Source organism: Streptomyces sp. NPDC044002, from assembly GCF_056434525.1.
The window spans coordinates 36,474-46,491 of sequence record NZ_JBWKEZ010000062.1; the positions used below are offsets into that span (position 1 = coordinate 36,474).

Genomic DNA, 10,018 nt, shown 5'->3' on the forward strand with positions numbered 1-10,018 from the left:
CTAGCGGGTGCCGTTCTCCACTGCCGCCACCAGCGGGGCCAGCTCCGGTACGAGCGCGGCCTCGTCCAGGGCCTCGCGCAGGGCGGCGGCGTTCGTCGGGCGGGCCTGGTCCAGGAGGGCCAGGCCCGCTTCGCTGACGTCGGTGTAGATGCCCCGGCGGTCGGTGTCGCAGATGTAGCGGCTCAGCAGCCCGCGGTCCTCCAGCCTGCTGACCAGCCGGGTCGTCGCGCTCTGGCTGAGCACCACCGAGTCCGCGACCTGGTGCATCCGCAGGTGCCCGCCCGGGCCGCCGTGCTGGCGGCTGAGCACGTCCAGCAGCGAGTACTCGCGCACGCTCAGCCCGTGACCGGCCTGCAGGGCCCGCTCGATGTGCGCCTCGATCCGGCCGTGCAGGAGGGAGAGGGCGCACCAGCCCTGGGCGAGGCCGGTCAGTGCGCTGTCCGTGGCCGTCATGGGGCTCCTCCGTCGTGGGCGTGGCGCGGGCGTGACCGTGCTCTCGCGCGTGCAAGCCAAGGATAGGTCACCGGCGCAATAGCCCGCGCTTGCAAATATCCCGCGTCTGCAATTAATGTGGACGAGCGTTACCGGCGAGCGCAAAAACGCTCGCCCGGCGCCACCCCCACCCCGCCCCCGCACCCTGAAGGGCTGCTCCGTCATGCCTCTCGCGCTCCTCGCCCTCGCCATCGGAGCCTTCGGGATCGGCACCACCGAGTTCGTGATCATGGGCCTCCTCCCCGAGGTCGCGGCCGGCTACGGCGTCTCGATCCCCACCGCCGGCCTCCTGGTCACCGGCTACGCCCTCGGCGTGGTCCTCGGCGCCCCGGTGATGACCGTCCTCGGCACCCGCGTCCCCCGCAAGCGCATGCTGATGCTGCTCATGGGCCTGTTCATCGCGGGCAACGTGCTCTCCGCGCTCGCCCCCGCCTTCGGCGTGATGCTGGCCGGACGGGTCGTCGCCTCCCTCGCCCACGGCGCCTTCTTCGGCATCGGCTCGGTGGTCGCCGCCGGGCTCGTGGCGCCCGAGAAGAAGGCCGGCGCCATCGCCATGATGTTCACCGGCCTGACCGTCGCCAACGTCGTCGGCGTCCCGCTCGGCACCCTCGTCGGCCAGCACCTCGGCTGGCGCGTCACCTTCCTGATCGTCGCCGCCCTCGGCGTGCTCGGCCTGCTCGGCATCGCCCGCCTCGTCCCCGACCTGCCCCGCCCCGAAGGCGTACGGGTGCGCCACGAGGTGGCCGCGTTCCGCAACGTCCAGGTGCTGCTCGCCATGGCGATGACCGTCCTCGGCTTCGGCGGGGTCTTCGCCGCGATCACCTACATCACCCCGATGCTGACCCACGTCGCCGGCTTCGCCGACACCTCCGTCACCTGGCTGCTCGTCCTCTTCGGACTCGGCATGGTCACCGGCAACCTTGTCGGGGGCCGCTACGCCGACCGGGCGCTCATGCCGATGCTGTACGCGTCCCTGGGCGCGCTGGCCGTCGTACTGGCCCTCTTCACCCTGACCGCCCACGACAAGGCGGGCGCCGCCGTCACCGTCTTCCTCATCGGCGCCCTCGGCTTCGCGACCGTGCCGCCGTTGCAGAAGCGGGTCCTGGACCAGGCCGCCGGCGCCCCCACGCTGGCCTCCGCCGTCAACATCGGCGCCTTCAACCTCGGCAACGCCCTCGCCGCCTGGCTCGGCGGGCTCGTCATCACCGCCGGACTCGGCTGGACCGCCCCGAACTGGGTCGGCGCCGCCCTCGCCGCCTCCGCACTCGTCCTCGCCCTCGTCTCCGGAGCGCTGGAGCGCCGTACGCTCCGCCGCGCGGCGGACCGTACGGCGGACCCGAGCCCGGTGGCCGCCCCCGCCCACCACTGACCCGCACCCGCAGCGGCGATGCCCGCGTCGAGGACAGCCTCCTGTGCAAGGCCCGCATCACGATTTGCTTCGGAACGCTGAACCATTGCCTGTCGGACGATCACTCCGCCAGCGGAAGCATCATTCCGGAGCCACTGTAAGTATGGGCTTGTAATACCCCTTGGGATGATGCTCGCCAATGACCTGGTCGTCAGCTTCGACCCATGCGTGCGCCGCGAAGGGGTGGGTGCGCACGCCGGTGCGCCAGGTGGGCCAGACTCCCCGCGTACGGCAGAGCAACGCGGTAGCGATCGAGCGTTGAAGACAGTGCTGTCCGGCACAACGAAGGCTCACCGATACGACGGCTTCCCGCGCTTCGAGGGCCTGTGCTGCTGTCGCCGGTGTTGCCCCACGCCGGATGTACTCCAAGATCGACTTCAGCCGGGAAGGTTTGGCCCTGGCAAGCACGCGGGCAATGCCGACAACCAATAGGGGCCGCACGCGCCGGTGCAGAGGCAGCCGGCGGCGTTCGGAGAGAACGACTGACGTGCTCACCGCTGCACCAGCCGCTTCGCGCACAGGTGCTCTATGACAGCAGTCACGTCGTCTTGGGCTCGTCGGAGATCTATCTTGTGTCTGGCCGCGAGATCAGCCGCGATCTGGGAGGGCTCATGGCCTACCAGCACTCGGCTGAGGACATAGGCGCCCGTGGTGTTCAGTTGCCAGTAGCGTCCATCGCGACCGTCAAGCAGGACAGCCCCGTCGTCGGTTTCGGTGAGGGCTACCTCAGGATGAAGCTGCACGGGTGTCAAACCTCCAAACAGGGGTGGGTTGCATTGCGGCCCGCAACCACGTTTCACAGCCGATCAAGGGTTCAAGTGCCATGCTCACGGAAATATCCGGTTGAGGGGCCATCAATCTGGTTCGCAATTCAGCCGGGTCGATCAGGCCGTGGGTCGCCAGAGCCGAATCTTCAAACATATTCAGAATCGTCGGCAGGTTGCTCCGCAGTCCGGTACGCGCTTCTTCGCTGAACTCACCCTTGCTGGAGCGCCCGAGTACGGACTGAGGGACGATTCCTCGCATCGCGTCCGCCAGTAGCGGTTTGTACCGCCAGGGGCCGGAGTGCTCGTGAGTCTCGACGCCTAGTACCGATTCGACCACTCGGTCATCGAAGAACGGCATGTCCAGCTGCACGCCTTTGCTCGCGAACAGCCGGGAGAGCATCCGGTACCACGGCGCACTCGTTCGCACCGCCAGAAGAGTTTGATGCTGCCCCAGATTGCCGGCGAGCGGTCGCACTCGTATGGCAGCATGCCGGAATGCTTCTCGAGTCAGATCGATTGACTTGGAGGTGACCCAGGCCGGTGCATGGACAGGCGCCAAGCCCCACCCCAGAGCGGGCTGGCGTTTACGGGCGGGCGGGCAGGTGAGTTGATCTGCCTGAAGTTCCCACCACTGCCCTATGCTGCCGATTTTGACTGATGAAGCGAGTGTGCGCGTCAGAGGCCACCGTTTCAGTGCCGAGTACCCGCGCATATGCCTTATTGCAGTTACGGGATGACGTCGCAGCAGTTGAGGCAGGTATCCGGGAAACGGGGTGAAAAGCTCGTCTCCTCCATGGCCGGCCAGGTGTCGACGAACTCCGAGGCCTGCAAGCAGGGAAGCAGTGTGATGCGTTCGGGCGGCAGTGCGGATGAAGGGGTACGGCTCTTCGATGTCCATCAGAATGTCCGAGCCGTCGAACAGTGACGGGAGATCGGAAGGCGGAACCACCACATGCTCGGCAGAGTCCAAGGCTCTGATGGCTTGCGAAGCGAACTCGGCATCGTCATTGCCCGCCTCCGCCTCACCCCATCGAAAAGTCACCAGGTCCGGGGTGCTCTGCGCGGCGAGAAAACACAATGACGTTGAATCCATGCCACCGGAAAGATCGCTGCTGATGCGACCTTCGGACGACCCTCGACCTTCAAAGGCCGAGGAGAGCGCTTGCCTGACGGACGCCGAGCCTGACAGCAGGGACTGTTCGGGGGCCGGCGGCTGCCACCAGCGCACTTCCTGTGTCCGCTCGCGATCCCAGATCAAGCAGCAATCCGGCGCCAGCGACGAGACGCCCGACCAAAGAGGCTCATCGTTCAACGGGCTCGGAACGAAGCCTCCTGAAGCCACTCGCACAGCCAGGGCCTGCTCGTTGATTCCGGCGCCCGTCATCGCCGCCAGCACATCAGCCCGGTTTGAGGCAACCGTCACGCCATCGATCCGTGCGTGAAACATTCGACGCAACCCGGTGACGGAGCCTTGCGCGCGCACCCTGCCGTCGATCGAGGCCACCACATGACAGGACCCCGGCAGGGCCGCCGCCAGCGCATCCACATCAGATGGAACCTTGATCCGCCCGGCCAGGCCGGTCAACCGCGTGGCGGTGATCGGAGATATTCCGATCACCGCCACACGAACTGAGCCCGCTGCGACCACCTGTATTTCATCAGGCGCCCACTGGCCTACGAGCCATGGCCGCCCCGATGGGTGCAGGACCACTCGTGGAGAAACCCACGGTAACAGTGCCTGCGCCTCCGATGCGGCCGCCATGTCAGGTAGAACCGCGAACCCAGAGAAGGTCATCTATACGTCCCCTTAAAGGACAGTCGGCCGGAGATCAGCCGCCGTAGTGGCCGAAGATGTCCTTGCCCCAGCCGATGAAGCCCAGGGTGTCCTCGTTGAACTCGCCGACCTCGGCCAGCATCGGGGCGACGTACGGCTCGACGGTGGACTGCTCGTTCTGCTCGTTCACAATAATCTCCTTGTTCGGGTTGAAAGGTGATTTTGCTTGAAGAGGCACTGCCCCTGCAGGCTCGCTGGACGATACGCAATCAGCTGCACCCAATGATTGGGGTGCTTGGATTCCCTTTTCACGGGGCCGCCACTTGAAGCATCGCCCAATCGAGCCAGGCGCCAGATATGAATCCCCGAACGGTCTGTTCGGGATCCTCCCGGCTTGCCCGACCTTACTCGATCTCGCGATCTTGATCAAGAGAACTTCTGGCGTCACCCCGCACCGTCATCAGGGAAAATGAATTCCCCTTAAAGGTTTACTGTGATATGGAGGCCCTATGTGCGATCCGGTGTCTTGTTTTGATCGCGATGGCTTATATGCAGTTCATATTTCGTGGCCGTCCGCGCGGTGCCCCGGCGCGGGACGGTCGGACGGGGAGAAACGGCGAGGTGGCAGCACATTCCGACGATGCCGAGCTGTCGGTAGCGGGTGGCCCAGCGGGCGGCGGTGGTGTGGCTGACCTGGAAACGCCCGGCGGCCCGCCGCGCGGGCCGGCCGTCCGCAACGACGCAGCCATCGCGATCCACACCGAACCCGGCGGCCCTCACACATTTCGAGCACCCGGCACGCGTCTCACCAACGTCCCGGGACGACACACCCAGGCGCCGCCCCGGGTCGCGCGACCGAGTCCCCCGTGCCAGGTTGGTACGGGGGACACGGTGCACCATGAGGCAGACGACCGGGCGGTTCCGCGGAAGTCGGGCCATCGCGACGGCAGCGGCCGCCACGCTGGTCGCCTTCGCCGTACCCGCCTGCTCCGCCGGAGACGACGGCACCCGCGCCGCTCCGGGCGCCACCTCCCGGGCCCCCGTCACTCCCTCCCCGACGCCGACCGGGCCGCCCGCGCCGCCCCCGTCGTCGTATCCCCTCTCCACCGCCCCGCGCACCGTGCCGTCCGTACGCGAGCACGTGCCCGCCCGGGGCCCCGGCTGGAAGCCCGCCCCCGGCGCCCGCGTCCTCGTCGCACCCGCCGACAGCGCGGCCCTGGCCGACGAGGGGAAGCTGCTCGCCGGTGAACTGGGCCTCGGGTACGCCGAGTCGGACCAGGGCGCGACCGGTGACGTCCAGCTCGCCCTCGCCGCGAAGGGCTCCGGCCCGGCGGAGTCGTACACCCTCACCGTCAAGGACGGCCGGGTCAGGATCAGCGGCCCGGACGAGGCGGGCGTCTTCTACGGCACCCGCACCCTCAAGCAGGAGATACGCGGGGCCGGTTCGGCCCCCGAGGGCACGGTCGAGGACGCCCCGGCCAAACCGCAGCGCGGACTCAACCTCGACATCGCGCGCAAGTACTTCACCCCGGAGTGGATCGAGGGCCGGCTGCGCGAGATGGCCGACCTCAAACTCAACCAGCTCGGCCTGCACTTCTCCGACGACCAGGCCTTCCGGATCGAGTCCGCCACCCACCCCGAGATCGTCTCGACCCCGCACCTGACCAAGGCCGAGGTCCGCCGCATCAACGCCCTCGCCGCCCGGCTGCACATCGCGGTCGTCCCCGAGATCGACTCGCCCGGACACCTCGGCGCCGTGCTCCGCGTCCACCCCGAACTGCAGCTGCGCGACGCGGCGGGCCGGGCCGTCAAGGGCGCCGTGGACATATCCGACCCGGCGTCGGCGAAGCTCGTCGACGACCTGCTGCGCGAGTACCTGCCGCTGTTCCCGGCGGGCGCCTGGCACCTGGGCGCCGACGAGTACCAGGCCCTGGTGGTCCGCGACCCCCAGGCCTCCTTCCCCGGCCTCGCGAGCGCCGCGCGGGCCCGCTACGGCCCCACCGCCCGGGTCCAGGACCTGGCGACGGGCTGGCTGAACGACCGGGCGGCCGTGGTCCGGCCGTCGGGCAAGGCGCTCAAGGCGTGGAACGACGGCTTCTTCCGGGGCGGCACCGTCCAGGCCGCCCGGGACATCCAGGCCGAGTACTGGACGGGCAAGGAGATCGGCGCCCGGCCGCCGCTGGAGTACCTGGACGCCGGCCGCAAGGTGGTCAACCTCAACGACGAGTACCTCTACTACGTGCTCGGCGAGCCCAACCAGTTCACCTACCCCACCGGCAAGCGGATCTACGAGCAGTGGACCCCGCTCGTGCTGCGCGGCACCACCGCCGTCCCGGCCCGCTACGACCCGCAGGTGCTCGGCGGCCGCCTCGCCGTCTGGTGCGACCTGGCCGCCTCGCAGACCCCGGACCAGGTGGCCGCGGGCATCCGGCTGCCGCTGGCCGCCCTGTCCCAGAAGCTCTGGGACCCCCGACCGCCGCAGGCCGCCTGGACGGACTTCCAGTCCCTCGCCGGCCGGCTCTCCGCCGAGCGGTGACCGCCATCCGCTGAGCGGCAGCGCGGGTCCGCACTCCGCAACGACCCGGTCCCGGACCGGTGACGAATCACTTCAGGCCATCGCCCTGGCCGAATCCCGAGGGTTACGGTGCGGCGACACCGGAACGCGGCAGAGGGAGACGGGCATGGGAGCGGTACGGGGGCAGGCGGCCATGGCCGCCCTCGCGATGTGCGGAGCACTCGTGCTCAGCGCCTGCCAGAACGGCGACGACACGGCCGCGCCGGACGGACCGCCCGGCGCGGCCGCCCCGTCGGCCCCCGGCGCGCCCTCCCCGGCCGGCACGCCCGCCGGGCCCGCGCCTTCGAAGCCGGCCGCGTCGGCGAAGCCCTCGGCGCCGGCCGGCCCCACGGGGAAGAAGCCCCCGGCTCCGGCCCCTTCGCCCGCCTGCGACCACAAGATGCCGATCTCGCCCGACACCATCGCCGTGTACCGCTACACGCCCGAGGGCGGCTCGCACAACCTCATCGTCCGGCACGGGGAGTTCGGCTGCCCCGGGCCCTTCGAGCCGGTCGGCAAGGAGACCTTCTACCCGATCTCGGAGACCGCCAAGATCACCGCAACCGCGCCGATCCTGCCGGGCGAGGTGATGGGCAAGCCGATCAGCACGCACGAGCTGACCTCGTGGGTGATCGCCCACCCGAACTCGGGTCTGCCCTTCCGCTACCACCTGAACGCGGACGGCGTCATCGACACCCTCGACGAGGTCTACGTCAAGTAGCGCCGGGGGAGGGCTCGTCGGACCGCGTTGCCACCGTGCCGCCGTGAGCGAATTCGTACTGGTGGCAGGCGCGTGGCTCGGCTCGTGGGCGTGTCGGCCAGGCCGCCGAGAGGATCGGCGGCCGGCTCGCCCGCGTGGTCTTCCTGGACTCGGACGTCCCCGCCCACGGGGAGTCCTTCGTCTCCACCTGGTGGCAGGGTCCGGAGCGGCTGGAGGCCGAGCTCGCCGCGAACGGCGGCGCCTGGGCGCCGCTCACGGCACCCGACCTCGCCGGCCAGGAACTCGACGACGAGCAGATCGTCCGGTTCCTCGCGGGCGCCACCCCGCACCCCGGCGCCTGTCTGGCCGAGCCGGCCGTACTCGCCGGCCCGCTGGGCGCGCTGCCGGCGACGTACGTCAAGTGCCTGCTCGACGGCGCCGAGCCGAACCCGGACGTGGCCCGGCTCCTGGAGGGCGACCGGTGGGAGCTGCGCACCCTGGACACCGGCCACTGGCCGATGTTCTCCCGGCCGCGCGAGCTGGCGCGGCTGCTCCTGGAGTGCGCCGGGGCGTGAAGCGGGCGGCTACCAGATGGAGTTGACCCACTCCGGGTGGTCGATGAACGGGTTGCGGTTGTGCTGGTAGGTGTCGTAGATGACCTGGTTGCGGCGCTTCTCGAAGGCGTCCGGCGGGTCCATCTGGTTCCACTGCTTCAGCAGGCTGATCCGCCCGAAGAGCGGGGCGGTCCCGTTGTTGACCCTGTCGTTCATCTCCAGGTCCGCGAAGCCGTCACCGCCGTCGTAGCGCACCGCCATGTACAGCAGCATCCGCGCGACGTCGCCCTTGACGGCGTCCCGGGGCTCGAAGGAGTCGGCGTCGGTGAAGCTGCCCGGCGCCTCCGCCACGGGGCTGCCGCCCTTGTCGAAGTCCTTGTTGCCGCGGGTGCTGTTGACGGTCACGTCCTCGGGGCGCAGGTGGTGCAGGTCGGTGCCCGGGCCGGTGGCCGTGCCGAAGTCGCCGTGGCTCTTGGCCCAGACGTGCTCGCGGTTCCAGTCGTTGACCCCGCCGCCGTTGGTGGACTTGGACTGGGAGCGGCCCGAGTAGACCAGGATGACGTTGTTGGGGTTCGCCGGGTCCTGGTCGGTGACCTTCAGCGCGTTCCACACGCCGTCGTAGCTGACCTTGGACTGGGTCTTGATGATGTCGTGCAGCGCGGTCTTCAGCGCGGCGCCGGTCTTGCCCGCCGCGGGCGCGTAGTAGTCGTCGACGGTGACCGGGTAGGCCTGGGGAGCGGCCTGCGCGCTGTCGGCGGCGGTGCGGTGCTGGCCGGCGGTGGCGCTGGCCGGTATGAGGAACAGCGCGGCCGCGGCGAGCCCGGCGGCCCAGGGGGCGGTACGGGAGATTCTCATGACGTGGGGGATACCTCTCCACAAACACCGTCCCCGCCATGGCAGTTGGCGGGGTATCAGGTGGCAGAGCGAGCATCCTATTGTCATGTGCCTTACACGTGAAAACCATGTGTCGGGGACGTGGACCTTGGTGTTTGTCCGCGGTGCCGTCCGGGCACGGTAGCGGGTGCCCCCGGCGGCCCCGACGCGGCCGCCGACACCTCTCACCGGAGTGGCCCATGGCAGTGAAGATCCTCATCGTGACCGGCGACGCGGCGGAGTCCCTGGAGGTGCTCTACCCGTACCAGCGCCTGCGGGAGGAGGGGTACGAGGTGCACATCGCGGCGCCCGCGGTCAAGAAGCTGCGGTTCGTGGTGCACGACTTCGAGGAGGGCTTCGACACCTACACCGAGAAGCCCGGCTACACCTGGCCCGCCGACATCGCCTTCGCGGACGTGGATCCCGCCGAGTACGCGGCCGTCGTCGTCCCGGGCGGGCGGGCGCCGGAGTACCTGCGCAACGACCCGGAGGTGCGCCGGATCCTGGCCGCCTTCGCCGGGGACGACAAGCCGATCGCGCAGATCTGCCACGGCCCGCTGATCACCGCCGCGAGCGGCGGCCTGGACGGGCGCCGGGTCACGGCCTACCCGGCGCTGGAGCCCGACGTGAAGGCGGCCGGGGCCGCGTTCCTGGACTCCGAGGCCGTGGTCGACGGCACCCTGGTCTCGGCCCGTGCCTGGCCCGACCACCCCGCCTGGATGCGGGAGTTCCTGACCGTGCTGCGCGGCAAGGCGCCGCTCGCGTAGGGGCGCGGGGACCGGGGGGGGGGCCGGACGGGGCCCCCTGCGGCAGCTGCTACCTTCCAGGCCAACCATGTGGGCGCCAATGTGATGTGCCTCGACATAGAGAAGTTCGATGCGTACGACTTTGAGGGT

Annotated in this window: 10 protein-coding genes and 2 pseudogenes; 5 read left to right on the forward strand and 7 right to left on the reverse strand. The window is 69.5% G+C overall.

Translation table 11 applies throughout. The features are described 5' to 3' along the window. A complete protein-coding gene (locus AC07A6_RS33120) occupies positions 1-453 on the reverse strand; it encodes a MarR family winged helix-turn-helix transcriptional regulator (RefSeq protein WP_125605116.1) in 453 nt (150 codons plus the stop codon). Positions 454-655: 202 nt separating this feature from the next. On the opposite strand from AC07A6_RS33120, the gene AC07A6_RS33125 reads away from it, so the two are divergent. Further along, positions 656-1,861, forward strand: coding sequence for an MFS transporter (locus tag AC07A6_RS33125; protein ID WP_478779594.1), 1,206 nt, complete (start codon positions 656-658; stop codon positions 1,859-1,861). A 120-nt stretch (positions 1,862-1,981) separates the two neighbouring features. On the opposite strand, the gene AC07A6_RS33130 is transcribed toward AC07A6_RS33125, so the two are convergent. From AC07A6_RS33130 to AC07A6_RS33150, 5 genes and pseudogenes are all read right to left on the reverse strand, one after another. After that, positions 1,982-2,419, reverse strand: a complete 438-nt coding sequence (locus AC07A6_RS33130; RefSeq protein ID WP_478779595.1) for a lasso peptide biosynthesis B2 protein — start codon at positions 2,417-2,419, stop codon at positions 1,982-1,984. Continuing rightward, a complete protein-coding gene (locus AC07A6_RS33135) occupies positions 2,392-2,700 on the reverse strand; it encodes a lasso peptide biosynthesis PqqD family chaperone (protein ID WP_478779596.1) in 309 nt (102 codons plus the stop codon). Before AC07A6_RS33135 ends, AC07A6_RS33130 begins: the two co-directional genes overlap by 28 nt. Further along, positions 2,627-4,315: an asparagine synthase-related protein gene (locus tag AC07A6_RS33140; RefSeq protein ID WP_478779597.1), complete on the reverse strand. Its 1,689-nt coding sequence runs from the start codon at positions 4,313-4,315 to the stop codon at positions 2,627-2,629. The genes AC07A6_RS33135 and AC07A6_RS33140 overlap by 74 nt, the downstream gene beginning before the upstream one ends. A 181-nt stretch (positions 4,316-4,496) precedes the next feature. Further along, positions 4,497-4,631: a lasso RiPP family leader peptide-containing protein gene (locus AC07A6_RS33145; protein WP_478779598.1), complete on the reverse strand. Its 135-nt coding sequence runs from the start codon at positions 4,629-4,631 to the stop codon at positions 4,497-4,499. A 356-nt stretch (positions 4,632-4,987) separates the two neighbouring features. Beyond that, a pseudogene (locus AC07A6_RS33150) lies at positions 4,988-5,221 on the reverse strand (hypothetical protein); the annotation flags it as partial. A 118-nt stretch (positions 5,222-5,339) separates the two neighbouring features. Between AC07A6_RS33150 and AC07A6_RS33155 the strand changes: the two are divergent. From AC07A6_RS33155 to AC07A6_RS33165, 3 genes and pseudogenes are all read left to right on the forward strand, one after another. Then, positions 5,340-6,977 (forward strand): beta-N-acetylhexosaminidase, encoded by a 1,638-nt coding sequence (locus tag AC07A6_RS33155; protein ID WP_478779599.1) that lies wholly within the window; start codon positions 5,340-5,342, stop codon positions 6,975-6,977. Between the two features lie 145 nt (positions 6,978-7,122). Further along, entirely contained in the window at positions 7,123-7,716 is a 594-nt protein-coding gene (locus AC07A6_RS33160; RefSeq protein WP_362458224.1) for a hypothetical protein, read from the forward strand. Positions 7,717-7,808: 92 nt separating this feature from the next. After that, positions 7,809-8,270: pseudogene (locus AC07A6_RS33165) on the forward strand (alpha/beta hydrolase); the annotation flags it as partial. 9 nt (positions 8,271-8,279) lie between these two features. On the opposite strand, the gene AC07A6_RS33170 reads toward AC07A6_RS33165, so the two are convergent. Next, entirely contained in the window at positions 8,280-9,104 is an 825-nt protein-coding gene (locus AC07A6_RS33170) for an endonuclease I family protein (RefSeq protein WP_362458221.1), read from the reverse strand. Positions 9,105-9,322: 218 nt separating this feature from the next. Between AC07A6_RS33170 and AC07A6_RS33175 the strand changes: the two genes are divergently transcribed. Next, positions 9,323-9,889, forward strand: coding sequence for a DJ-1/PfpI family protein (locus tag AC07A6_RS33175; protein WP_362458218.1), 567 nt, complete (start codon positions 9,323-9,325; stop codon positions 9,887-9,889). The last annotated feature ends 129 nt before the right edge of the window (positions 9,890-10,018 follow it).